The sequence below is a fragment of the Kiloniella sp. genome, assembly GCF_965205715.1.
Classification (GTDB): domain Bacteria; phylum Pseudomonadota; class Alphaproteobacteria; order Kiloniellales; family Kiloniellaceae; genus Kiloniella.
This window is the reverse complement of the sequence record NZ_CBDBHW010000006.1, coordinates 381,541-405,599: the sequence shown is the minus strand read 5'-3', so window position 1 is coordinate 405,599 and position 24,059 is coordinate 381,541. Positions and strand designations below refer to the sequence as shown.

The 24,059-nt window shown below is 44.0% G+C and carries 22 protein-coding genes; 8 read left to right on the top strand and 14 right to left on the bottom strand.

The window, feature by feature from the left end:
* Nucleotides 1-3: 3 nt before the first annotated feature.
* Nucleotides 4-999, top strand: coding sequence for a GlxA family transcriptional regulator (locus tag ACOGW3_RS06665; protein ID WP_419902254.1), 996 nt, complete (start codon nucleotides 4-6; stop codon nucleotides 997-999).
* A 154-nt stretch (nucleotides 1,000-1,153) separates the two neighbouring features.
* Nucleotides 1,154-1,798, top strand: coding sequence for a CHASE domain-containing protein (locus tag ACOGW3_RS06660; RefSeq protein WP_419902253.1), 645 nt, complete (start codon nucleotides 1,154-1,156; stop codon nucleotides 1,796-1,798).
* Nucleotides 1,799-1,821: 23 nt separating this feature from the next.
* Here the strand turns inward: ACOGW3_RS06660 and istB are convergent, their stop codons facing one another.
* The 3 genes from istB to ACOGW3_RS06645 all read right to left on the bottom strand — a co-directional run bounded on the left by istB (nucleotide 1,822) and on the right by ACOGW3_RS06645 (nucleotide 5,667).
* Nucleotides 1,822-2,634 carry an IS21-like element helper ATPase IstB gene (istB, locus tag ACOGW3_RS06655; protein ID WP_419901088.1) on the bottom strand — a complete coding sequence of 271 codons (813 nt, stop codon included), beginning with the start codon at nucleotides 2,632-2,634 and terminating at the stop codon, nucleotides 1,822-1,824.
* Complete coding sequence (istA, locus tag ACOGW3_RS06650) at nucleotides 2,631-4,139, bottom strand: IS21 family transposase (protein WP_419901087.1); 1,509 nt, start codon at nucleotides 4,137-4,139, stop codon at nucleotides 2,631-2,633. The genes istB and istA overlap by 4 nt, the downstream gene beginning before the upstream one ends.
* A gap of 295 nt (nucleotides 4,140-4,434) precedes the next feature.
* The gene (locus tag ACOGW3_RS06645) at nucleotides 4,435-5,667 is read right to left on the bottom strand and encodes an ISL3 family transposase (protein ID WP_419901077.1); all 1,233 of its coding nucleotides are present in this window, start codon (nucleotides 5,665-5,667) and stop codon (nucleotides 4,435-4,437) included.
* Between ACOGW3_RS06645 and ACOGW3_RS06640 the strand changes: the two genes are divergently transcribed.
* Both ACOGW3_RS06640 and ACOGW3_RS06635 read left to right on the top strand, forming a co-directional pair.
* A complete protein-coding gene (locus ACOGW3_RS06640; RefSeq protein ID WP_419902252.1) occupies nucleotides 5,654-5,887 on the top strand; it encodes a hypothetical protein in 234 nt (77 codons plus the stop codon). The two genes, ACOGW3_RS06645 and ACOGW3_RS06640, sit on opposite strands and share 14 nt — an antisense overlap.
* Nucleotides 5,851-9,333 (top strand): response regulator, encoded by a 3,483-nt coding sequence (locus ACOGW3_RS06635; protein ID WP_419902251.1) that lies wholly within the window; start codon nucleotides 5,851-5,853, stop codon nucleotides 9,331-9,333. The genes ACOGW3_RS06640 and ACOGW3_RS06635 overlap by 37 nt, the downstream gene beginning before the upstream one ends.
* A gap of 81 nt (nucleotides 9,334-9,414) precedes the next feature.
* Here ACOGW3_RS06635 and ACOGW3_RS06630 read toward each other — a convergent pair whose 3' ends face one another.
* The 4 genes from ACOGW3_RS06630 to ACOGW3_RS06615 form a co-directional block, all read right to left on the bottom strand.
* On the bottom strand, nucleotides 9,415-9,741 hold the full coding sequence (locus tag ACOGW3_RS06630; protein ID WP_419902250.1) for a PilZ domain-containing protein: 327 nt from the start codon (nucleotides 9,739-9,741) through the stop codon (nucleotides 9,415-9,417).
* Nucleotides 9,742-9,892: 151 nt separating this feature from the next.
* Nucleotides 9,893-11,446: an IS66 family transposase gene (gene tnpC, locus ACOGW3_RS06625; RefSeq protein WP_419902249.1), complete on the bottom strand. Its 1,554-nt coding sequence runs from the start codon at nucleotides 11,444-11,446 to the stop codon at nucleotides 9,893-9,895.
* A gap of 55 nt (nucleotides 11,447-11,501) precedes the next feature.
* Nucleotides 11,502-11,864 carry an IS66 family insertion sequence element accessory protein TnpB gene (gene tnpB / locus ACOGW3_RS06620; protein WP_419901186.1) on the bottom strand — a complete coding sequence of 121 codons (363 nt, stop codon included), beginning with the start codon at nucleotides 11,862-11,864 and terminating at the stop codon, nucleotides 11,502-11,504.
* The gene (locus ACOGW3_RS06615; RefSeq protein WP_419902248.1) at nucleotides 11,864-12,202 is read right to left on the bottom strand and encodes a hypothetical protein; all 339 of its coding nucleotides are present in this window, start codon (nucleotides 12,200-12,202) and stop codon (nucleotides 11,864-11,866) included. The genes tnpB and ACOGW3_RS06615 overlap by 1 nt, the downstream gene beginning before the upstream one ends.
* A gap of 190 nt (nucleotides 12,203-12,392) precedes the next feature.
* Here ACOGW3_RS06615 and ACOGW3_RS06610 point away from each other — a divergent pair, with 190 nt between their 5' ends.
* The gene (locus ACOGW3_RS06610; protein ID WP_419902247.1) at nucleotides 12,393-12,854 is read left to right on the top strand and encodes a hypothetical protein; all 462 of its coding nucleotides are present in this window, start codon (nucleotides 12,393-12,395) and stop codon (nucleotides 12,852-12,854) included.
* Nucleotides 12,855-12,906: 52 nt separating this feature from the next.
* Here ACOGW3_RS06610 and ACOGW3_RS06605 read toward each other — a convergent pair whose 3' ends face one another.
* On the bottom strand, nucleotides 12,907-14,058 hold the full coding sequence (locus ACOGW3_RS06605) for a PLP-dependent aminotransferase family protein (protein WP_419902246.1): 1,152 nt from the start codon (nucleotides 14,056-14,058) through the stop codon (nucleotides 12,907-12,909).
* Entirely contained in the window at nucleotides 14,018-14,383 is a 366-nt protein-coding gene (locus ACOGW3_RS06600; protein WP_419902245.1) for a GntR family transcriptional regulator, read from the bottom strand. The genes ACOGW3_RS06605 and ACOGW3_RS06600 overlap by 41 nt, the downstream gene beginning before the upstream one ends.
* Nucleotides 14,384-14,695: 312 nt before the next feature.
* Here ACOGW3_RS06600 and ACOGW3_RS06595 point away from each other — a divergent pair, with 312 nt between their 5' ends.
* A complete protein-coding gene (locus ACOGW3_RS06595) occupies nucleotides 14,696-16,195 on the top strand; it encodes a CoA-acylating methylmalonate-semialdehyde dehydrogenase (RefSeq protein ID WP_419902244.1) in 1,500 nt (499 codons plus the stop codon).
* Between the two features lie 56 nt (nucleotides 16,196-16,251).
* On the opposite strand, the gene ACOGW3_RS06590 is transcribed toward ACOGW3_RS06595, so the two are convergent.
* From ACOGW3_RS06590 to ACOGW3_RS06580, 3 genes are all read right to left on the bottom strand, one after another.
* Complete coding sequence (locus tag ACOGW3_RS06590; RefSeq protein WP_419902243.1) at nucleotides 16,252-18,312, bottom strand: methyl-accepting chemotaxis protein; 2,061 nt, start codon at nucleotides 18,310-18,312, stop codon at nucleotides 16,252-16,254.
* A gap of 176 nt (nucleotides 18,313-18,488) precedes the next feature.
* Nucleotides 18,489-18,950: a GNAT family N-acetyltransferase gene (locus ACOGW3_RS06585; RefSeq protein WP_419902242.1), complete on the bottom strand. Its 462-nt coding sequence runs from the start codon at nucleotides 18,948-18,950 to the stop codon at nucleotides 18,489-18,491.
* A 33-nt stretch (nucleotides 18,951-18,983) separates the two neighbouring features.
* Nucleotides 18,984-20,426: an FAD-binding oxidoreductase gene (locus ACOGW3_RS06580; protein ID WP_419902241.1), complete on the bottom strand. Its 1,443-nt coding sequence runs from the start codon at nucleotides 20,424-20,426 to the stop codon at nucleotides 18,984-18,986.
* Between the two features lie 115 nt (nucleotides 20,427-20,541).
* Between ACOGW3_RS06580 and ACOGW3_RS06575 the strand changes: the two genes are divergently transcribed.
* Complete coding sequence (locus ACOGW3_RS06575; RefSeq protein ID WP_419902240.1) at nucleotides 20,542-21,210, top strand: HAD family hydrolase; 669 nt, start codon at nucleotides 20,542-20,544, stop codon at nucleotides 21,208-21,210.
* A gap of 17 nt (nucleotides 21,211-21,227) precedes the next feature.
* On the opposite strand, the gene ACOGW3_RS06570 is transcribed toward ACOGW3_RS06575, so the two are convergent.
* Entirely contained in the window at nucleotides 21,228-22,259 is a 1,032-nt protein-coding gene (locus ACOGW3_RS06570; protein ID WP_419902239.1) for an L-threonylcarbamoyladenylate synthase, read from the bottom strand.
* A 37-nt stretch (nucleotides 22,260-22,296) separates the two neighbouring features.
* The gene (cysQ, locus tag ACOGW3_RS06565; RefSeq protein WP_419902238.1) at nucleotides 22,297-23,169 is read right to left on the bottom strand and encodes a 3'(2'),5'-bisphosphate nucleotidase CysQ; all 873 of its coding nucleotides are present in this window, start codon (nucleotides 23,167-23,169) and stop codon (nucleotides 22,297-22,299) included.
* A gap of 302 nt (nucleotides 23,170-23,471) precedes the next feature.
* Between cysQ and ACOGW3_RS06560 the strand changes: the two genes are divergently transcribed.
* Nucleotides 23,472-24,044 (top strand): hypothetical protein, encoded by a 573-nt coding sequence (locus ACOGW3_RS06560; RefSeq protein ID WP_419902237.1) that lies wholly within the window; start codon nucleotides 23,472-23,474, stop codon nucleotides 24,042-24,044.
* The last annotated feature ends 15 nt before the right edge of the window (nucleotides 24,045-24,059 follow it).

Below are 24,059 nucleotides of genomic sequence, written 5' to 3'. Positions count from 1 at the left end.
AATATGATTAGAAAAGCTCCGCAAGAATTGCCTCAGCGCATTGTTTTTTTTCTCGTACCCAAGTTTTCTTTAATCGCGTTTACTTCTGCGCTCGAACCTCTGCGTTTGGCGAACAGAGAATCTAGCAAAAAGTTATATAGCTGGGACTTGGTGAGTGCTGATGATCAGCCCGTGATTTCATCTTGTGGCATTCCGATATCACCGACACTTAATTATGAAGACGCTACAAATGTTCACACAGCGATCATTTGTAGCGGTGAAGATGCTCACAAACTAGCTGATAAAAGGGTTCATTCCTGGCTGCGCCGTGTCGAACGCATGGGGACAGATATTGGTGCTCTTTGTACAGGGGCGCATATCCTTGCAAAAGCGGGTTTGCTTGACGACTACAGTTGTACGATTCACTGGGAAAACTTAGAAGGGTTTATCGAAGATTTTCCAGAAATTGAAGTTACTCCTGAATTATTTGAGATCGACCGAAATCGTTTTACCTGTGCTGGTGGTACAGCTTCATTGGATATGATGCTCAATGTTATCTCCGCCCAACATGGCCACGAGCTTGCTGGTGAAGTCGCAAATCAGTTTATGCATGACCGAATTCGTGATCAACATGATCAGCAACGTATGTCTATGCCTGTTCGTTTGGGAGTACGACACCCCAAGCTTCTTGCTGTGATCAAATTGATGGAAGACAATCTCGAGGAACCTCTAACACGTATTCAATTGGCTCGAGACGCAGGGTTGTCTACACGCCAGCTTGAACGTTTGTTCCGTAAATATCTCAGTCGTTCACCTGCGAGATATTATTTGGAATTGCGACTTAATAAAGCTCGGTTGCTGCTGCTTCAAACAAATATGTCTGTAATTGATGTCGCTTTGGCATGTGGTTTTGTTTCGGCTTCACACTTCTCTAAATGTTATCGAGATTTCTTTGCTCGGACTCCTCGGAAAGAACGTGGTTTGCCTGCCCTGTCTGAGGGCGAAAGTGAAGAGTTGTAATTTTATCTGTTTGGTTCGAGACCCTTGTCACTTAGGCTAACGTGAAAAATTAAAATTTGTTAAAGAAGCATTCACTTAGTCTTTAGTACACTAATGTCCGTTCTTCTTTCTGGAGAAAGTTGTTCGTTGTCATTCGACCAAAGAGTGTGAATAAATGAGGATATCAAAGGCCGCAACCTTGATGGGGGCGTTAGCTGGGGTTTGTGCCAGCGCTTTGGTATGGTATTTTCTCAATACACTCAATGAAGAAAACAAACGCCAAAACGTGCGTTATGAGCTTACTCTTTTTCAGCAGCATATTTTAACCGAAATCGATAATCGCGTAGAGGCATTACGTCGATTAACCGAGAGAACTCGTATTTCAGGTAAGATGGATCAGCGTAAGTGGGCTCATGATGCGAACCTGATTGTTAATGATTTTCCCGGTTTTAGAGCCCTTGAATGGGTTGATCGTTCTAATGTCATCCAATGGGTTTTTCCGCTAAAAGATAATGAACCTGCCCTTGGTCTAAATCTTGATACAATTGAATGGCGTCGAAAGGATATCGCAGATTTTGTCCGGAAAGGGCAAATGCATGTATCCAAACCGTTCGAGCTAATTCAATCAGGTAACGCGATAGTTGTTGATTTTCCTCTGATTATGAAAGGTCAGTATAACGGTTTTATTACGGGTGTCATTGAGGTTCCCCGTTTCTTCGAGGCTGTTATCGGTAATCTGGGGGAGAGGGGTTTTTCGTTTTCTGTTTGTAGAGCGTCAACCACTTTGTCCGGTTGCGTCAACCACCTTGGCCGCTTTTGATGCGGCTGTGATCTGACGTTTATTTACGATGCTTCAGGCATATTTTTCACCTTTTTGTTTGTGGTTTTCCGCAACATTTTTTTGAGATTTTGGGCGGCTTCCCATTGTCTGTAGCTGTCGATATTCATCTCAAGAATGGTTGAGTGGTGAACAAGACGATCGATTGCTGCAACGGTCATGGCCTTATCTTGAAAAATATTGTCCCATCCGCTAAAAGGTTGATTGGCAGCAATTGCAATACTTCGGTACTCATATCGTCTGGCGATCAATTCAAAGAGCACGGATGTTTCAGATATATCCCTTTGTGCATAGGTAATATCATCGAGAATGATGAGATCAAATTTATCGAGTTTTGCGAGGGCGTTTTCGAGCATAAGTTCACGTCTGGCAGCCTGGAGTTTTTGCACCAGATCACTGGTTTGCGTATAGAGCACACGGTATCCAGCCTCTATAAGAGCATAACCTACGGCGCATAGGAGATGAGTTTTTCCTCCCCCTGAATTTCCAATGGCAATCAGATTTGCTCTTGCGTCAATCCAGTCACCGGCAGACAAGGCTTCGACCTGCGCCTTTTTCACGTTAGGCAGCCGCTTGAAGTTAAAAGTGGCCAGAGTTTTTCCGCCCAGCAGGTTTGATGCGTTGAGATGGCGTTGAATGCGTCGCGTGTCCCTTTCGGCCAATTCATATTCGGCCAAAACGGCAAGGAACCTGGCTGCTGACCAGCCCTCCTTGTCGGATTGGATTGCGATATCTTGCCAGTGTTTGTGAAAGCTGGGTAATCGTAAGTCAGTTAGCATAAGAGGCAGCTTGTGCTGATCCACTTCAATGTTTGTCATGCCCGATCCTCCAACAGAGTATCAAAGACTGATAATGAAGGTTGAACCACGGGAATATCAGGAGGTAAATCCGTGTTCTTTTTTGTGATATTCAGCTTAAGTTTTTTTGCGCAAGGTAGCCTTCCTGCATTGATTTCTCTCGAAATCAGGTGCGCGACTTCGGCCTCACAAGCCTCTTCGTGCGCAAGGAAAAGTATCCCAACCATCTGACGACACGCATCTCTGCGGGACAACTTTTTCTGAAACAATGTCCAGGCCAGGGAGTACTCGGTTCTTGGAAAAATACTGTCACGATAAATAGAATTGGCGAGTGCCTGAGGTTTACGTTTGAGAGCATGAATGACGTGATGATAATTGATAACATGAATGCGGGGGCCTTTGCCGTGCCCCCGCTCACGAGAATGGCTGACGACATGAGTGCTGCCTAGATAGGCTTCTATCCGGTTATCGTAAATATGGACACGCAAGCGTTGACCAATTAGGCGAGAAGGGGCGCTATAAAAAACCTGCTTAACTAAAAAACCACTTGTTTTGGTAACTCTCGACACGACTTCAGTGTAATCTGTTGTTCGCCGAGGAGGTAACGCCTTGAGAGATTTCAACTCTGTTTGGATATCTTGGTCACGATGTTTGTTCCGTCTAGCAATCAGCTCGTCCAAAAATCGCCGATACTCATCCAAAGTGTCAAAGTCATTACTGCCACGCAAAATCAGGGCCTGCTTTATCGCAGTCTTAAGGTGACCGTGGTGAGATTCAATGGCACCGTTCTCGTGTGATTCCCCTCTGTTATTTCGACTGGCCTCCATACCGTAGTGCTCAACAAAAGCAGAATAACGTTTGGTAATGTCCTCCTTTTCCTCAACGCTCAAATTCCGAAAGGCCGCAGACAGGCTGTCGGTCCGGTGGTTTTCAGGAGCGCCCCCCAAGGACCAAAGCGCATTTTGTAAGTTCTCCGCAAGGGCTGTAAAACTCTCACCGCCAAGTACGACCCCAACATGTTCCCATCGGCTATATACCAGAACAAAATGATAGAGCCGATGCACCAAAGGATCTCCTGCAATGGTAATACTTAAGTCGGCTGCATCCGTGAAATCTGATTGGCCCATGTAACCCGGCTCAGGTGTTTGCCTGAAAATGATATCCTTTTCAGGGCCATTCAGAGCCCGCCATCCCCGAACTCGGCGCTCTAACGTGCGCTTGACACGGTCATCGGGAAAACGGAGCGGATAGAGGCTCTGTATGTGGCGCAACAAAGTAATGGGTTTGACCGAGTTGTCTTTATCCAAAATGGGAAGGATGTCCTTATCCCAGATATCTTCAAGCGGATCAGAAACTGTTCGCCCTCGCTTTATATTGCGTTGTGACGGTAAAGTCGCATCAACGTCAAATCGGCGGGCCGTGCGTTCGCTAAACCCTGCGCGGGCAGCGGCGGTTCGTTGACCATGAGTTTTTCTATCTGTCATGTAAAGTCTCAGTTGTTCATCTGTGATAAATTTATACGGCAAACAGGTTCCTCCAATTACATCTAGAGGTTCCTAATTTATCAACTCACAGCAGCTTGTAACTAACACCAAATTAAGCCTTGGCCGGTGGATCTGATTATCAAACGGGCACGCCCTTTTTAATGATCAGATCCACCGGCCAAGGTGGTTGTCGCAACCGGCCAAGGTTATTGTCGCTGAACATCTGTTCTAGATGGCGAAAAACGTCTTTATTACTGGCATGCAAGAGGTAATGAAATCGGGTTGCCATATACCGAAAGTGTCATTTTACGGCACTTCTCCGCTTTGTTGAGTAGATTTAGGATTTCAAATAGAGCATAGATTGATTATCTGGAATGGATGATTGTCTAATTTTGAGTTTGAAGTATTCGGTATCCTTGATGCCTCTGGCTCGCTTACGGATCATTCCTATACTGACATTACCAGCCTCTATCCTGGCGCTTGTGAGCTTGTGTTTGGCGTAGTTGCAGATGCCCACACAATGTTTCCGTAGGGATTTCGCGAACTTTTTTAGATAGAGCATCTGTGACTGATCTGCTATCAGGCACCAACGTTCCAGTTGCTCCGCCATCGCCTCAAATGAAGCGGCACTCCACAGCAGCTGAAGCTGTTCTTTCAAGACGTAAAGTGCATTCAGGTTGCTATTGCTCTCCAGCAACCTTTGCAGCTTGTCACTTTGTTTTTCACTCAACTTATCCGCATTTTTGAGCAACAGATAATGTGTCCCTTTCATCAACTCTTTACCACTTGGATCGGCCTTTCTGAACTCAAGTCGACGCTGATTATGGATAGCTTTGCTGTAGTTTTTCATGACGTGGAAACGGTCAAATACTATGTCGGCCAACGGCAAGGACTCTCTGACAGCCTTTTGGTAGGCAGGCCCCATATCCATCGCTACGGCCTTTATTTTGCAGGCTGTATCTGGTTGCAGTTGTTTCAAAAACCTTGAAAAAACCTCGGCAGTTCGGCCTGCTTCAACCCAGATCAGATGACCGCCAACCATATCGTAGACCACCGTCATGTAGTCATGACCTTTCGCCCGGGCAACTTCATCTACACCAATATATTCCAAGCCAGTTAGCTCTGCAGGATCAAGCGTAGGGAGAGTTTCAATAAGGTATGCCCTGTCGATATTCTTGACCGTTTCCCATCGTATATCCAAATGTCTGGAAACCGCTTGAATAGACATATGCCGACATAATCCACTGATCAGTCGGCAAAATCGGTGAGTGAAACGGCACCCTTTATCAACAAAATCACACCCCTCAATGCGGCGTTCGCCCTTGTTAATATAAACCTGCGCCAGCTCAATCTCGACCACACAAGGATACCCAAAAAGGGGGATGTCGTTTACTTGTCGGCGGACATGCTGGTTGATGCTTCCCTTCTGGCCTGTAGCAGGGTCTATAGCCCTCCTACGCGCGTCTCGGCTGCAGTGAATGACAATCTTAACACCGCCGTCATCCAGTTTAATTTCATTTACACGTTGCCCTTTGAGGCCTAAAATATGCTGCGAGATGTTGATTGTCATATACCTGCTCTATGTAAAGTTATCAGAAACCATACATATCAACAGGTTACTTGGCGGTCGGCATCTTTTTCTACTCAACAAAGCGGAGAAGAGCCCATTTTACCTTTTCCGGGTAATCCCAGCTGGAAATTGGAAGTATGGCCTAACGCTGAAGTTCTCCAAGCCAACCATCGTAGCTATCCGATGTGGGGATTATTTGGTGCTCTATTTGTTACTCTAATACTGACAAGATTATTACATCTTGCAGGGTTCACCCAAAGTAAGTCTGCTGAATTACATACAGCTAACAGAGCACTTACGGAAAATAAACACCGATTTGAGGCCTTTTCAGAGATTGCATCGGATTGGTTATGGGAATGTGACAAAAATCTTATCTTTAACTTTGTAAGTCCTCAGGTAACTAGAATTACAGGCAGATCGGATAGTGACTACCTCGGGAAACCTCTTTCCAGTCTTTATATTGAAGATGAGGGAAATGACACGGACGAAATCCTACGTGTACTTGAGCATCACAAACCTTTTAAAAATATCTTATGCAAGATTAGAGATAACGACGGTAACCTGGTTTGGATAAGTCTCTGTGGCGTACCTCAATTTGCTGAAAATAATAAATTTCAGGGTTATCGGGGGAGTGCGAGTGAGGTTACAAACAAGATTATAACTGAGGAACGTTTTCGAACACTTTTTGAACATTCCTCAGATGCGCTGTTATTGCGTGGTAAAGAAGGCTTCGTTGATTGTAATCAAGCCGCAGTCAGAATGAGTGGTTGTAAAACCAAAGCCGAACTCTTACGGCTTCAGATGACTGAACTTGCACCTGAATTTCAAGCCGATGGTGAACGGTCATCCTTTAAACTCCTTTCCATGATTGATAAAGCCATGGCGGAAGGAATTAGCCGGTTCGAATGGTTGATAAGTCCGACATCTGGTGAAGAGTATCCGATTGAAATTACCATAACTAAAATCAAAACTCTGGGGGAGGAAGGCCAACTTATCTCTTGGAGAGATATTTCAAATCTAAAGCAGCGCACAGATGAAATTACACATCATTATTCTGTTTTAAAAACAACCCTGAATACAATTGAACAGGGCGTTTGTATGGTTGATCGCGATAGAGTGATTGCTGTAAATAACCCTTTGTTTTATCGAATTCTGGACATTCCTTTCGAAGTATTCCCTGTTGGAACTAAAATTGATGAGCTCTTTAATCTAATAGAAGCGAGACGTGATTTTGGGAATACAGGGAAAAGTAATCTGGATCGGAATTTACTTGATCTTCTTGTCAAGGGAGAGCCCTTTTTCCTATCGCTGAATTTACGTAATGGTAAGTACCTTGAGGTGACAGCAAGCTCTGTTCTTGACGGTGGTATGGTTCTCACATTTACCGATGTTAGTGAAAGAAGAGCTGCTGAAGAATTCCAACAGGCTGTGACATCAAACCTTCCTGGAGCGGTTTACCGTTTTAACCGAGATAGATACGGTAAAATATCCATTCCTTACGTCAGTGACGGGGTTACCAGTATTACCGGCCTGAGTGCTACATCTATTAAAGTAAATCCTGATTTACTGGCGACTGTAATCAATAAGCGTGATTACAGTGAATGGATGGCTTCCATGCAAAAAACAAACGATGTCATACCTCGGCTTGATTTTGAAATGCGTTTAAAGGACGAGAAGGGTGAACAGACAAGATGGATACGTTCTATTGCCCAATTGAGCATGAGTGACAGTGGGGAGTTTCAGTGGGATGGAATACTATTAGATGTAACTGATCACAAAAAAGCAGAATTGGCTCTTGAGCAGAATCTGATGGACTTACAGCTTGCCCATGAAGCTCTAGAAAATCAAAGCCAAGAGTTAGTTATTATGGCTGAACAACTCAGTATCGCGCGTGACCTTTCTGAAGCTGCAAATAAAGCTAAATCCGAATTCTTAGCGACCATGAGCCATGAAATCCGAACTCCTATGAACGGAGTTATGGGGATGGCGACCATGTTACTCGAGACTGAGTTGGATGAAGAGCAATATGAATTTGCATCCATGATAAATGAATCTGGCGAATCATTGCTGAGTATAATCAACGACGTACTGGATTTTTCCAAAATTGAAGCTGGAAGGATGGATCTCTCAGTATCAGAGGTAGACTTGGTCTCTATTGTTGAATCAAGTGTCAATCTTTTGGCGGCCAGAGCAAATGACAAAGGTTTATCAGTTACCACATATCTACCCCCAGACCTTAATCGTCATGTGATTGCTGATGGAGGGCGGCTTCGTCAAATACTCTTGAACTTACTTGGTAACGCAATGAAGTTTACCCAAAACGGTGGCGTTTCGATCCGGGTAAGTGAGCAGACATCTCAAAAAGTGTTTGATGGTGAGAATAATGAAACAGATACCAAGGCTGTTGAATCTAAAGTTACATTACGATTTGACGTTAAAGATTCCGGGATTGGTATAAAGGAAGAGGTGCAAAGAAAACTCTTTGAGAAATTTACTCAAGCTGATGCCTCAACGACCCGGGAATTTGGCGGTACAGGCCTCGGGCTTGCGATTTGTAAACAACTGGTACAGTTGATGGAAGGCGAAATTGGCGTTGAAAGTACACTAGGTAAGGGAAGTACATTTTGGTTTAGTGTCGAGTTAGATAAATCAATTAAAGAAGTTGAACTTATAGGTCCTGTAATAAACAGTGAAGTCTTCAAGTGCCATAACGCTCTTCTCTATATGGAAGATACCATTAGCTCCCAAATTCTTACGCAATATCTCAAAGAGGCTGAAATCAATGTGATATCAACTCAGGATTGTGATGAGGCATTGGAGTATTTAAACAATGAAAAAATCTCCCTTTTTATAGCTAGTGACCACTGGCTTAACAACGATTTGGAAAAGCTGGGCTTAGCAAGCACACAATTAATTAAAGAGAGTGAGTTTTTCTCGGCTGTTGCCATTCAGCAAAAATCAAATGAAGCTCAACTGTGGGCCAAGGGGCTCGGTTTTTCAGGAACACTCCCTCAACCCCTTAGCCATAGCTCAATTAGTGCCTTCCTTCACAAAGCTTTCGTACAAACAGAAGAAGCAGAAAAAGATAACCCATTCTCACTTAGAGAAGTCGCTCTTAAAAAACAAAGCCTGAAAATCCTTATTGTTGAAGACAATAAGATTAATCAAAAGTTGGCAATGTCTATGCTTATTAAGGGAGGGCATGAGGCTTTTAATGCTGAGAACGGGCAAGAAGCTCTGAATGCTTTATTATCTGAGCAACACTTTGATCTTATTCTTATGGATATGCAAATGCCTGTTATGGATGGTTTGGAAGCGACCAGACGGATAAGGGATCTTGATAACCCCCATCTCGCATTAATACCGATTATCGCTATGACTGCCAATGCAATGGAAACGGATCGTGAATTGTGTATTTCTGCTGGGATGAATGATTACGTTTCTAAGCCGATTAGCCCTGGTGACCTTTTTTCTAAAATATCTGCTTGTGTTGGGGCTATTGGCCAAAAGACAATAGCTGAAATTCCAGATAATGTTGAAATTTTTAAGGGTAAAACACCTTCAGTGATAATTGAGGAAAACTCTAATCCGACTGAAAGGGTTACTATTTCTAAGGGTATTGAGGATGATATGATCGATCTGCTTACAGATATAGAAAGTTTATAATCAATCTTATCTGCTATGGTAATTCATCATTATCAGTTGATAATTTTATATGTTAAATGAAAAAAATTATTAAAAAATGTCTTAAGCCTTTTTGTCGAATGGCTCAAAACAGCTTTCCGGAAGTAAAGCTTCCAATGTGTTGGCGATATGGTGCGGATCATCAGTAAAATTGACGCCAACGCTTTTGCCATTATTCCAAGCAATTGAAACGTTTAAAGCGGATGATTGTGAAAAACGAATAGTATCAATTTTCCGATCATCAAGTGGTTCATCTAACTCAAGTTTCGCCCCGGTTAGCGAGATGTCCATAACGGCACAATCTCGTTTATCGACACTACCATCCATGCTCCCGATTAAGATAACCTCAGCGCGTGGAAAAATTCGACGATCTTCACTTGAATTAGCCATTATCAGATTCTTCTATTGTGCATGAATATAGTATCTATTGTCCGCTAATTATATTTAATGAAAACTTAAAATTTGTGTAATTCTCATCAATAATTTGAACTCTTTGACAGTAATTATGGTTAATTTCCGTCAACTGTGAGCGTGACGTTAACTACAGGTTCTTTTGCCTGATGAAAGGTGTTACGTTGTTTCTGTCGACGTTCCAGGGTAGCAAAGCTTCGAAGTCTTCGACGGTTTGAGCCTTTGGTAACTCAGTAAAAATATGTCGTAGGTAAGAATATGGCTCGATGCCGTTAGCCTTAGCCGTCTCCACTATGCCGTAGAGATTTGCACTGGCCTTTGCCCCGTTCTGGGAGTTTGAAAACAACCAATTTTTTCTTCCTATAACAAATGGTTTGATTACGCGCTCCATTTCATTGTTATCAATTGGTAGACGGCCATCATCAAGGTAGCGAATGAGCCTCGGCCACTGCTTGTCGATATAGTGCAAAGCCTTACCAAGTAACGATGTCGGCGGGGTCGTCGATATAACTTTGGTGATCCACTCTCTCAAGTCTTCAAGGATTGGTTTGGCCTTTTCCTCACGCAATCTCTGACGTTCGTGATTGCTCATGTCTTTGGCCAGTTTCTCTATACGGTATAAGCTCCTGATCGCTTTCATAGCATGGTCGGCGAGACCAGGTTTTCGCTTTTTGGATTTCTCTAGTGCCTTGATGACATCATTGAACTTGCGTCTAACGTGAGCCATGCAGCCAACCCCAACGATTGTGCTGTCGGATGTCACATTCAGATAGACCTGATACCCGTCACTGACAAGATAACCGGTGTAATCTTCCAGCAATCCCTTTGCCACGTGCTCTCCCCTGGATGGATCGTAGTGGAATAGAATGACCGGCTGATCCGGAGGCCCACCTTTTTGTCCCCACATGTAGGATTTGCTTTGAGGCTTTTTCCCTGGTTCTTTCAGCACCTGAACCCCGGTCTCATCCATAGCAATGATATCGTAGTTTAAAAGGTGATCAGTAAACAGATTGATCAGGGGCTGAACCAGATCGCCACATTTGATCACCCACCGGGAGAGTAATGTCCGGTTAAACTCAATCCCGGAGCGGTTCAGAACAGGTACCATACGGTAGAGGGGCAGGCCATCCACATACTTTCCCGTTACGATGTAAGCCAGCAACCCTGGGGATGCGATGCTTTTTGGTATGGGTTGTGGCGGCAGAGGTGCAATTGTTACGCCTTCTTCGCATGATTTACAGGCGTACTTGAAGCGCACATGCTGTAACACCTGTATTTTAGCGGGAATTATATCAAGCTGCTCGGTGACTTCTTCCCCGATCCTGGACATGAGGCCGCACCCGCAGGCGCAAAGCTTTTGTTCTTCTGGGATATCGTGCTCAATCCGGACACGAGGCAAGTCTTCAGACAAAGAACGGCGCCCACCTTTTTTACGAGTGTGAGCTGGAACTGCAATTTCCCCAATGTCGTCTTCTGTCTCGGTGCCATCCTCAGCCGTTTCCTCAGCTTCATCAAACAAATGGCCCTGTTGTTCAGGGACTGACTTCTCACTGGAGGGGGCAAACTGTTGATGCCGCAACAACCTGTTTTGCTCTTCAAGAATATCAATACGCGCATGAAGCCCACGGTTTAATACCCGCAATTCTTCATTACTTTCCAGGAGGTTGGAGTGCGCTTTTGACATAGCCGGAGTATAGCAAATTTATACTCACCAAAATAGTATAAAGTACTATAAATATTTAATATATTGCCGAGTAATTCACAGATTTATGCTCGTTCACATGGCGAAGATCAACACCATCCAGAAGCCAGTTCAGTTGCCTGCCATTGAGCTCAATCAGGGCTCCTTTGCTCAAATGAACAGGCCATGAAAATAGATCCTTTTCAAGGCTCTTCTGCCACATACAAAATCCGTTCTTTTCCCAATACAACATTTTTATCTTGTTGCTTAGGCGATTGCTGAAAACAAAGAGATGACCTGAAAATGGGTCAAGGCTCAGGATATCATCTACAAGAATGGACAAGCCATTTATCCCTTTGCGAAAATCCACAGGCTTCGCGCAAAGATAAATAACAGGCAAAGCATCCGAAGGTCGGCGCATCAGACACCTTCAAGGGCATTAACAATGGATGTCAGATCTGATGTCCGGCCCGACACAGGCCAGTTAACTTCAAGCCCGTTGCGCAAGATAACCAGGCAATGCAGTCGTACTGGGATATCTTCTGAACCAGATAAAACCCGATGCAAATTTTCATCCACACCTGTAACAGCAAAAAGACCTTTCTTAACCAGTTCACCTTTATGGTGGTAAAAATCCTTCAGATCAAGATCGTGGGCCTCGGCATAAGCTTTCATCCCAAGTCCACTCTGATCACAGATACGCGTATGAGACAGCCACTGAATTTCTGTAGGCGATAATTTTTGATCAACTGAGGACATTAAGCTACTCCATTCATAAGGAAAAAATGAAGCATACTTGCTGCGACTTAACTCAAAAAGATGGGGTTAACGTCACGCTCACAATAATTTGAACTCTTTGACAGTAATTATGGTTAATTTCCGTCAACTAATATTTAACGCAAATTTTAGACTTAATTTCCTAAAATAGTTTTGAGATTGGGAGGTTACTATGTTTGCTGTCGCAGAGGTGGGGAATTTCTTTACCAAAGTCGTGGGTAAAGAGTTATTATTAGAGGTCGAAGACGATCTGTTGTGTGTACCTGATACTTCTGATCAAGGAGTTCATGCCTTGCAGGGAATGCTTGCGAATTCGATTTTGCACGAAAATTCCACGAGACATGATCCGTCTGATCTAAATCAGGCACTTAGAGCCCTCGAAGGAGGAGCACAACGACTGTCAGATTTATTTAGTGACGAAATAATTTCGGATGAAGCTTTATTTACCCAGGGAGCTACTCTCGATATAAGTGACGATACCAAATTCCGACCAAGACCCTTCCTTGATCAGGGGATGTTGTCCTATTATATGCATTCAGAAGATGGTGAAGAAAATAAATCAATATTTCCAATGTCTCATTTAATTCAAGATGATGAATTGGCACCAGTCCCAAATACTAGCGCAATCCACTAGATCTTGATTATTTTCTCTAGTGTGGATTGATCCCATCTGAAGAGGGGAGACTTTATAGTCTTAAAGTTGAATCTATGGCCATTTTAAGGTGGTTTATGCCTTCTGAAATGTTCTCTTTTTCGATTGCCGCATAACCTACCCTGAAATATTGTTTTTTCGGTAGAGCGTTAGAATAATAGATACTACCAAGTTCGACCACGACGCCTAGATTGAGGGCCTGTTGCAATAATTTTTTGCTGTCCAGTTGATCTGGCCCTTTTACCCAAAAACTAGATCCTCCCGTTGCATATTGAAAGTTCAAGCTTGCATTTGTCAGGGCATTTTTCATCTCTAACCAACGGCTTTTATAGATTTTTCGCAACCTTTTTCGTAAGGCGTCGTGATGGCCAAGAGCGAGAAAAAGGGCCATAGTTCTTTGGTTGTTTGTTGGGGTATGCCGATGGATTAACCGTCCAAGCGCCCGTGCTTCTCTAATTATATGCGCAGGTCCAACGAGGTAACCTAAACGTAATCCAGGGAAGAACGATTTTGATAAACTGCCGACATATATGACCCTTCCTGTTTGGTCGAGTGACTTAATCGCGGGTGTCGGGGAGCCCTGGAAGTTTAATTCTGGCTCGTAGTCATCCTCTATTATCACCATGTTGTTGTGTTCGGCTTTCTCCAGTAATTCCTTCCGGCGATTTAGGGGCATAGTAACCGTAGTTGGGAACTGATGACTGGGTGTGACCGTGATCATATTACAATCATCAAGTTGTTGATCTGGAATTAACCCGTATTCATCCAGCTCTAAACATCTTATTCGAGAACCAATCATCTGAATAATATTACGTAAATCCGGATACCCAGGATTTTCAATTCCAAAAAGGGTGTTGTTATTTAGAAAAAGTCGCGCAAGCATATAGAGACTATTTTGCGCGCCAGCGGTAACAAGGATTTCATCCTCGCTCGCATGTATGCCACGGGTTGGCAATAACCGGGTTCTAATTTGTTCAACGAGAAAAGGATCGTCTGTTCCCATCCGATCTTCTGTCCAGTCAGCCATTGCATTAAGGCTTAAGGCTTGCCGAGAACATTCGCGCCAGGCAGCAATAGGAAAAAGTGATTTGTCCACTTGGGCAGTCACAAATGGGTAGGGGTATTCACGCCAATTTTCTGGTTTTTCAATATTTTGTTGATGACTGGGTGTATGTTTTATTTGCAAATTGGCTCTTATTGGCTCTTATTGGCTCAGGGGTGTTTTTGTCTTCTTTGGTGCGGTGTTCCTCTAATGGGAGGGTCAAACGATCACTAACAGAAATGCGACTGCGCTCTTTAGAAGACAAAAATCCATCATCAATTAATGCTTGGTAGGCCTGAGTAACAGTAATACGGGAAACCCCTAACTGGGTCGCCAGTTTTCTACTCGATGGTACCGCTGCACCAGAAGGAAGGGTTCCGCCCAATATGGCAGCTACAAATTGGCGTCTAATTTGTAGTTGAAGAGATTCTGAACTGTCCCGATCCAGTATGAACAGATTATCTGTCATTATTTCCCTGTGTTACATTTATTTGAAATAAACATTCCAAATATTATTAATGCTGAATACGAATTCCAATGTGCGGTAATCGACATTACCACAAGTTAAGTACAGATCTCGTATTCATGATTACTGGATATAGTAAATAGGTAAAATTGGATATATGAGAAAAAGCGTCATCTCCCTTAAATAATCAGAGAAACTGCTGAGATGCCAAAAGCATTTATATCCACTATTAAGAGGGCTGAGGCTCGGTTAATCAGATCTCGGCTTATTAAAAACCGCGTAGTTGCTATATATAACCCTATTAGGAGCAGGCTCATGAGCCAACAGATTGGACACTTTATCAACGGCCAGATCGTTGCAGGACAAAGCGGTCGTACCGCGAAAATTCATAACCCTGCCTTGGGACGGGTAACTGGTGAAGTTGCTTTAGCATCCGCTGACGAGATGCGTGAGGCAATTGCGATAGCAGAGGCTGCATTACCAGCATGGTCGGCGACACCTCCTCTTCGAAGAGCTCGTGTTATGTTCAAATTCAAAGAATTAATTGAAAAGAATATGGATGAGCTGGCGGCTATGGTCAGTGCAGAACATGGTAAAGTTATTAGTGACGCTATGGGGTCTATCACCCGTGGTCTTGAAGTCGTTGAGTTTGCCTGTGGTATTCCTCATCTACTGAAAGGCGAGCACAGTGAAAATGTTGGCACTGGTGTAGATAGCCATTCGGCCCGCCAACCCGTAGGTGTCTGTGCTGGCATCACACCTTTTAACTTCCCGGCTATGGTACCGATGTGGATGTTCCCGATCTCTATAGCCTGCGGAAATACATTTATTCTAAAGCCTTCAGAAAAAGATCCGTCCTGTCCTTTACGCCTTGCAGAGTTGTTGAAAGAAGCTGGCCTTCCTGATGGTGTGCTTAACGTTGTTAATGGTGACAAAGAAGCCGTAGATACCTTATTGGAAGATGAAAGAGTAAAAGCAGTTAGTTTTGTTGGCTCTACACCTATTGCAGAGTACGTATACAAAACCGGTACGGCTAACGGTAAGCGTGTTCAGGCTCTTGGTGGCGCTAAAAATCACATGGTGGTTATGCCAGATGCCGATATGGACCAAGCTGTAGATGCTCTGATGGGGGCAGCTTATGGATCAGCTGGAGAACGCTGTATGGCAATCTCAGTGGCGGTTGCTGTTGGCGATGAAGCGGCTGATACTCTTATTGAGAAATTGGCACCTAAGGTCGAAGGTCTCAAAGTCGCTCATTACGAAGTTGCTGATGCGGAGATGGGCGCCCTTATTTCAGCTGAACACCTAGCCAAGGTGACAGGCTTTGTCGATGCTGGTGTGAATGAAGGTGCAAAACTTGTCGTAGATGGCCGCGGTAAAAAGCCAGAAGGCCTGGAAGACGGATACTTCATCGGTGGCTGCCTGTTCGATAACGTAACTTCTGATATGAGTATCTATAAAGAAGAGATCTTTGGTCCGGTTCTCGCAATTGTCCGTGTCGATACTTTTGACCAAGCCGTTAAGCTGATCAACGATCATGAATATGGAAATGGTACTGCGATCTTTACGCGTGACGGAGATTCCGCACGTGAGTTCTCTCATAAAATTCAGATTGGTATGGTTGGTGTTAATGTGCCAATCCCTGTGCCTATGGCTTTCCATTCATTTGGTGGCTGGAAGCGGTCCCTGTTTGGTGACCATTCCATGCACGGACCAGAAGGTATTCGCTTCTATACCCGTCTAAAAACGGTAACAACCCGCTGGCCAACAGGGATCCGTAGTGGGGCAGAATTTATGATGCCGACTATGAAATAAGTTTCTGACTTTTTTCTGAAGAATGAAAGCCCCGGATTTTGTCCGGGGCTTTTTCTTTAGGCAGATCGAACACCATCGAGAAATTGGCTGACATCACCGCGGAGGTCATCAGCTTTTGCCTGGAGAACCCCTGAAAGCTCTAAAACACTTCCTGCAGCTATACCGGTATCATCCGTTGAGCTTTTAACCCGCTTGATATTACCACTGACATCTGATGTCCCTTGAGCCGCAAGCTGTGCGTTGCGCGTGATTTCCGATGTTGCGGCGGATTGTTCTTCTACAGCGGCGGCAATGGCTGTAGAGACTTCTGATATCTGATCGATTTGTTGGGCTACGGACTCGTTCGTTTGTACGGCTGCTTCAGTTGTGTTTTGTATGTCAGTTACTTGTGTCGAAATTTCTTCAGTTGCCTTGGCGGTTTGGTTCGCAAGGTTTTTAACTTCGTTGGCGACAACTGAAAACCCTTTGCCTGCCTCTCCTGCACGGGCAGCCTCTATGGTCGCATTAAGGGCTAGAAGGTTAGTTTGCTCTGCAATCTCCTGAATTAGTTTGATTACTTCGCCAATGTTTTGTGCCGAATCAGATAAACCACGCAAGGTCGCTGTTGATTCCTTTGCTGCATCGACGGTTTCTAAAGCTGTTTGCTTGGCTTGAGATACTTGGTTGGAAATTTCATTGATTGAACTAACAAGTTCTTGAGCTGCGCCTGCCATAGTATCTACGTTGTTGGCAGCATTCTCCGTTGATACTTCGGCAGCAGAGGTATCCTCAGTCGCAGAACTCGCCGTTGCTGACATTGTTTTTGCCGAGGTTGCCAGATTATTTGACAATCCGGCCAAATCAGCAAGTGTCTGGTTAATTGTGGTGTCAAAACTGCCAATCAAGTTTTCAATGCTATGGGTACGTTCTTCACGGCGTTTTCTATTTTCTGCCTCCCCAAGTTCAAGTTCAGTATTACGTAGAGCATTTTCTTTGAAGATTGAAACAGCACGGGACATTTCAGAAATTTCAAATTTTTTCTTGTCTGTGCCGGTAATTTCAACGGTATGATCTCCGCTTGCGAGTTTTCTCATAACTCCGGTGAGTTCCGAAATTGGGCCGACAATCCCTCGCACGGTGAAAAGAACAATAATCACTGTCAGCGTCAGGAGGACCAGCAAGGTTACAAGGATAATAGCAAAACGTGTTTCTTGATCGGAACGTGTTGTATCAGCCAGCTCAATGAGATCACTTACAAAACGATCTTCCATCAGTTTTAAAAGCTCAATTCTTGCCGTACTTTTTTCAAACCACTGCACCTCGGTTACGTCGCCAACCGTGTTGCTTATGAGACTTTTGAAAGCAACTGATCTCATTCGGTTGACTTCTTTGATGACAGGTCCGGATATGGTTTTGTTAAAGTATTCAAATTCAGCGGGACTGGCGAACTTTCCTGCATCGTTCAAGTATGCTGATTGAGAGGCAATCATCTGAACAAAACTACGATAAAGGGCAGGGGAAAAGGTGCCTGATTTAAATCCATTTGCCCCGGATTCTCTTTCTCGACTGGCACGTTCTTTTGCCTGAAGGAAGGACGTATAAGCGGCTATTGTCCGGGTTATAGGTGCGTCATCACTTAATACGGCCATCACCTCCACTGTGGTAAGGAGACGTGTAATTAATCGCCGATAGAAAGAGATCAGATCATTTCTCTTAATTGATAGGGATAGGCTCTCTTTTCTTACTCTATTCAGTTCGTTAAGCGATTTTTCGATGTTATCGACTTTTTTGATAAAAGCTTCGCCATAAGCAGAGACGTTGAAAGCTTGCATGTTGGTTTCGTAATTTGTAAGGAGAGCATCGGTTTTTTTCCACTGGCTTTTTAACTCACTCTCAAACTGTTTACCTTTGTTGTTTGTATAGCTGGCAGCTGTATCTCTTTCTTGCTGAAGTTCATGGACCAGATTGCTCAAGTTAGGAGCGAGAATAGCTAAGGCTTCAATTTTTAGAGAGTTATTTACCGCTTTTTGCTCATTTAGAAGTGCAAAGCTGGATAGTACAATTAGCGCTAGAATGGGGAGAAACAAGCAAGAGATAATTCGTGTGCGAATTTTCTGATCACTAAAAAAGCGGAACATAACTAATAATCCGTGAGTAGGGGGAATGGACATCTTGGCCCAGACGGTGAGCCAATCTTTAAACGCAGGAATTATTATTGGGAAAAGAGATTAATTGACTGACAATAAATGCAAAGAAAATTTCACTTCTTTGTTATTAAGGTTTGTGTGAAGGAACAATAAGCATTTATTGAAATTTATAGCCGCTTTTCCATTCGAAAATTGGTGAGTGTTTCACCCTTTCGTTCGATCTCTTGTTCTTGGATCGTAGTAAATTCAAAACGTTCAAAAAAAGTACGCGCCGTGATGCTTACATCTGCGAACAAAAGAGGAGTATTTTGGTCGAGGGCTTCTTTTTCGATACTCGCAATTAACATTTTCCCAACGCCTTGTCCCTGGCGTTCGTGATGGACATAAAAGCAATCGATGTATCCGTTTGTATCGAGTTCAGCAAATCCAGCGATGCCTTTATCGTCTTCGGCAACGAATATCTTGTAATTTTTTACACGGTTGCTCCAACGGACTAAATCGAAATTTCCCGGCGCCCAAACTTCAACTTGATTTTGTGTGTAGTCTCGAATGTTTATGTTGCGAACGGTATCGTGAAACAACTTCAAGAGGACGGGGCCATCATCAAGGGTATAGTTTCTTATGCGCATTATACATTGGCCTTGGAATGTTTACCTTCGGATCTACCGGGGAATGAGTTTGCCAGGGTTCATAATATTTTGCGGATCAAAGCTTCGCTTAATTTGCTGCATCAATTTGATTTCTATGGAAGATTTATAGTGTGCATTTTCGTCTATTTTTACGCGGCCAACACCATGTTCTGCTGAAATTGAGCCCTTGAGATCAATGACAATGTCATGAACTACACGGTTCACTTCCTCCCAACGGTCGAGGTATTCTTGCTTATCCATGCCAATTGGTTGCGACAAATTGTAGTGAATGTTGCCGTCACCTACATGGCCAAAGGGATGAGGGCGGATACCGGGGATCAGTTTCTCTACAGCGGCATTGGCTCTTGTAATGAATGTAGGGATTGATGAGACGGGGACGGCAATGTCGTGTTTAATCGACCCACCTTCCGGTTTTTGGCAAAGAGTAACGTTTTCCCGAATTAGCCAAAAACTATCCGACTGCGCTTTACTTTGCGCTAAAACGCCATCAACGACCCATTCCTCCTCAAAGGCCTTTTCCATATAGCTATCAAACAAATCGGGAAGGGCTGAGTTATTTGTTCCAGCACTTGCTTCCATTAATATATACCACTCGTATTCTCCCTCAATGGGGTCAATAACACCGTGTCCGTGTTTGAGGGAAAAGTCGATGCCAATCCGGGGGATGAGTTCAAACGAAGTCAGGGCATCGCCGATCATGGATTGCGCCATATTGAGTAGGGGAAGAGCGTCATCTAGGCTGTTGAGTGCGAGAAAGGCAGTTTGTTGTTCTTTAGGGCTTGGGAAGAGTTTTAATACTGCAGCCGTAATAACCCCAAGAGTTCCTTCCGAGCCGATATAAAGCTGCTTGAGGTCGTAACCTGTATTGTCTTTTCTCAGGGCTCTTAGGCCGTCCCAAATTTCTCCCGTTGGGGTGACAATCTCCAAACCTAAGACAAGGGCGCGCGTATTCCCATAGCGGATGACGTTAATCCCACCTGCGTTAGAGGCAATGTTACCACCGATTTCACAAGTACCTTCCGCACCGAGGGAGAGGGGGAATAGGCGATCATTGTTTGCGGCATGTTCTTGTATGGTTTGGAGAATGCATCCCGCCTCTACAGTCATGGTATTGTTGATGGGGTCAAGATTTCTGATCTCATTCATACGGCTTAGATTCAGGATAATGGCCTTGTCTTCGGCAAAGGGGATGCCGCCACTTACCAGCCCTGTATTTCCACCCTGTGGAACGATCGCTATATTGTTATCTGCACAAAGCTTAACAATGGAGGCAACTTCATCTGTTGTTCCTGGTTTTACAACACAAGATGTCTCGCCGACAAAACGCCCACGCTGTTCGGTTATATAAGGCAGTATTTCTCTTTGTTCAGTAATTATGCCTTTTGCCGAAACTATTTGTTTCAAAGCAGAGAGAAAGCTATCGGATAATGGTGATCTAATTTCAGGTTTGGTCATCTTTTTGACAGAATTTCTCATGATGGTAGAACGGCGGACTATTAATAACTCTAATTTAAATCGCTTTTCATGTTGGGCGCCAGAGGGAATCACAATCTTTTGGGTGCAGTAAAATATGGTTGGGTATCAGAAGTCTCAACTGAGGTGTATAATAGAAAATTATTTTATTGAGGATTTTATGATTAAAAATGTTGTGTTTGATTTTGGTGGAGTGCTTATCGATTGGGAGATTAGACATCTCTACAGATCCATATTTGATGACCCCAATGAAATGGAAACTTTCTTAAGCGAAGCTTTTACTTTTGAAGCTAACCATAGATTAGATGCTGGTGAAGCTTTTCATGATGTCATTGCGGAGCTTCAAAATAAGTTCCCACATTATCATGAGCCTTTAGAAGCCATCTTAACACGTTGGCCTGAAACCCTTGGAGGTGAGATTGAGGGGACAGTTAAGATTTTGGAGTGTCTGTATCAACAGGGAACCCCACTTTACGGCCTTACAAATTGGTCTGCGGAAACCTTTAAGTATGCTGAGGAGTTTCCTTTTATGCGGAGGTTTAAGGGGATTACTGTTTCTGGACAGGTCAAATTAGCCAAACCCGATCCAAGAATATATCACAGGCTTCTAAACGATTTTTCACTCATTGCGGAAGAGTGTCTTTTTATTGATGATCGCAGTGATAATGTCATGATCGCAAAAGATCTCGGATTTCAGGCGATCCAATTCACTGATCCTGCCCTGCTGAATAAAGCTTTAAATGAGCTCAATGTATTCAAGGCATAAGAGTTAAATTCGCAAAATTAACGAGGAGCAGCAGCTCGCTTTAAACGATCGTTGATTGCTAAGCCGAGACCCTCCGTGGGGATAGGCATGGCGGCTATTCCCTTGAGTTGTTTGCCTTCAGTAATTTCACCTTGAGCATCTAAGTCGTGTAAAGCTGCAAAAAGGTTGGCTGCAGCTTCTTTCAGATCAGCTGATGTACTAAGATTTCGGGTGATGGCTGCGCCCACTAATGGACTTGACCCAAAGGCGAGAAGAGCTTCATCTGAACGAACGGATGTTGCGTTTAAACGTAACGGCAGGCTTGGGGCGTAATGACTTTTGAGCAAACCAGGTGATTTCAATTCACTTGCTGGGGGGGGCTCTTTTTCCGCTTTGCTTTCCATAAGAGATTGGCCGAGCTCGATAGGGCCAATGACTGCTTCAATTTCTGCTTTGGTAAGGCTGCCAGGACGCAGAAGTATGGGGGTGTCACCAGTCAAATCGATGACGGTTGATTCCAGGCCCACTGAACAGGCCGATCCTTCGAGTATACAAGAAACACGATTACCCAAAGAGTTTACCACGTGTTCTGCAGTCGTTGGGCTGATCTTTCCTGATGCGTTCGCACTGGGAGCAGCCAAGGGTAGTTTTGATCTCTTAAGCAGTTCGTGTGCGATTGGGTGGCCTGGGACGCGAACCGCAAGGCTATTGAGGCCAGCAGAACAAAGATCTGCAATATCACAATCTTGTTTTCTGGGTAACACCAGGGTCATTGGCCCGGGCCAAAAATTTTGCGATAACTTTATGGCTAGGTCAGGGAAAACAACACGTTTTTCGACCTCTTCTTGATTTGGGAAATGAACAATTAAGGGATTAAAGCTTGGCCGCCCTTTGGCTTCGTAGATCGACGCGCATGCCATTGATTTTGTCGCATCCGCACCCAACCCGTAAACCGTTTCTGTTGGAAACGCCACTAGTCCACCAGAACGTAATATATCACAGGCATGATCAATTCCACGTTGATCCGCAGTAATTACGTTTGGATATTTCCCGGATAATGCTAGTGGCATTTTAATTGTTTCCCGACCTGATGGTTGGATCTATGAGCTATAGATCCTCATCGCTATCTTCTTCATCGTCATCAAGATCAAAGCCAGCATCAAGATGTTCGCCTTCAGCTACGAAGTATGGGTTACGGAAATCAAATTTTCCGTAGGTCAGGGGATCACCATCGGCATCGCTTAAGTGACCGCCTGCAGCGAGTAAAACCGCATGTGCTGCTGCTGTGTCCCATTCCATTGTCGGTCCAAAGCGTGGATAGAGATCTGCTCGCCCTGCAGCTATCAGGCAGATTTTAAGAGAAGAACCTGCTCCAATTTGTTCAAATACTTTCCGAGTATCCAAAAAGGCTTTTAGATCGGTATTGTCACCATGACGTCGGCTTGAAACGACAGTTGCTCCTTCTTCGGGGATCTGACGAACTTGAGCAACAATAGGTTCGTAACCTTCTTCAAAGAAAACGCAAATTTCGGCAGAAACCCATGTTAAACCCTTTGCAGGTGCATGAACGACACCTGCTACGGGAACACCATTTTCAATTAAGCCAATATTGACAGTGAATTCACCGTTTTTGTTGATAAATTCTTTCGTGCCGTCAACTGGATCAACGAGCCAGAACAAACTATGATCTGGATCGGCACCCAAGTCAGGAATTTCTCCCTCAGAGGCTGCTTCCTCTGATACAACGGGTATGTCTGGGGTCAGAGTGTTCAATGCGCCGAGTATAAAGGCTTCTGCTGCTTTATCCGCCTCGGTTACAGGAGAAGAGTCTGTTTTCTTTTCGACCTCAATGCCTTCGGGGCGATTGTAAATTTCCATGATAATGTTACCAGCACGCTGAGCAATCATAAGCAATGCGTTCATAAGATCTCGATTATCATCGTGAACCGGAATCTCGGCAGGAATTTGCAACTGGCTCATGGTTTTCTCCTTATGGGGCACCAACGGGTGGCAATAATCAGGTAATTGAATTGCTGGTAGCTTATCTAATCTGACCTGTCTAGGTTTTTGCCAGTTTATTTGGGCTAACATGGAGTGATAAACACAACAAAGTTACTTCTACTACATCGACATTACTTTCAAAGGTTGCAATAACCAGTTCAAGGTGGCATTTCTGCCGTTAAATTTTCGTTTTGTATTTGTTCCTTACTTTGGAGTTTTCTGTGTCAAAAAGTCTTCTAATATCTACTGCCATATTCTCTATGATGTTAGCAGGATGTAGTGTGACTAAACCTTCAGAGAGCGCATTGTCTCACCTCTCAACAAGTTACTCCACAGATCAAGTTGGATATTGCTTTGGGCATGGGTGTAAAAGAAAAGGAACGATCTCCATCGATGAAAGTCAGTGGAGTGAAATTCAATCTCTCTTTAAAGGAAAAGAGCTAACCCCTTCTTCTGAACGTGAAGCTATAGCGATTGCAGTGGGTCGAATTGAATTTATCGCAGGGGATCAAAACGGTACATCCATTGATAAAGCCGGAACTTTTCTGAGTGACGTTGGTAGGCGTCAACTCGATTGTATTGATGAAGCGGTTAATGCGAGCAATTTTATCAGCCTGCTTCAGCGTGATGGACTTATTAGATATCACGAACTTCGCCAGCCAATTTTACGTAGTTGGGTGAGTGGAAATATCCTTCATGCTACGGCAGTACTTGAGCAGGTTGATGGGGACAAGTCAGAAGAGGTAGTCTTATGGTCCGTTGATAGTTCATTTTTTAAGAACGGAGAAAGTGCGACTGTATCTCCTTTGACACAATGGCAAAGCGGCTGGGTTCCTGAAGGTGGAGTTAATTGAAAAAATTGCTTAACC